The following is a 250-nucleotide window of genomic DNA, read 5'->3' as shown; positions in this document are numbered from 1 at the left end:
CGCGAGATCGGATCGAACGAGTTCGCCTATATCACCGGCGTGCTCCACCGCGAGACCGGCATCCGGCTCCCACCCGGCAAGGAGGCGCTGGTCGCCGGGTGGCTCGAGAAGCGGCTGCGCTCGCTGGGCCTGACCGATGATCCCGGGGGAGAGCATGGGGAAGACCATTTTGGTCGTGGATGACTCGGCGTCGGTGCGCCAGGTTGTCAGTATCGCGCTGAAGGGCGCCGGCTACGAGGTGATTCAGGGT

1 pseudogene is annotated in these 250 nt (G+C 66.4%); it reads left to right on the top strand.

What is annotated here, in order from left to right:
* Nucleotides 1-183: pseudogene (locus IH26_RS59335) on the top strand (hypothetical protein); the annotation flags it as partial.
* Nucleotides 184-250: the final 67 nt, after the last annotated feature.

The sequence above is a fragment of the Actinoplanes subtropicus genome (assembly GCF_000721705.1).
Taxonomy (GTDB): domain Bacteria; phylum Actinomycetota; class Actinomycetes; order Mycobacteriales; family Micromonosporaceae; genus Actinoplanes; species Actinoplanes subtropicus.
The sequence above is the reverse complement of the archived record's forward strand: the minus strand, read 5'-3'. Positions and strand labels throughout refer to the sequence as shown.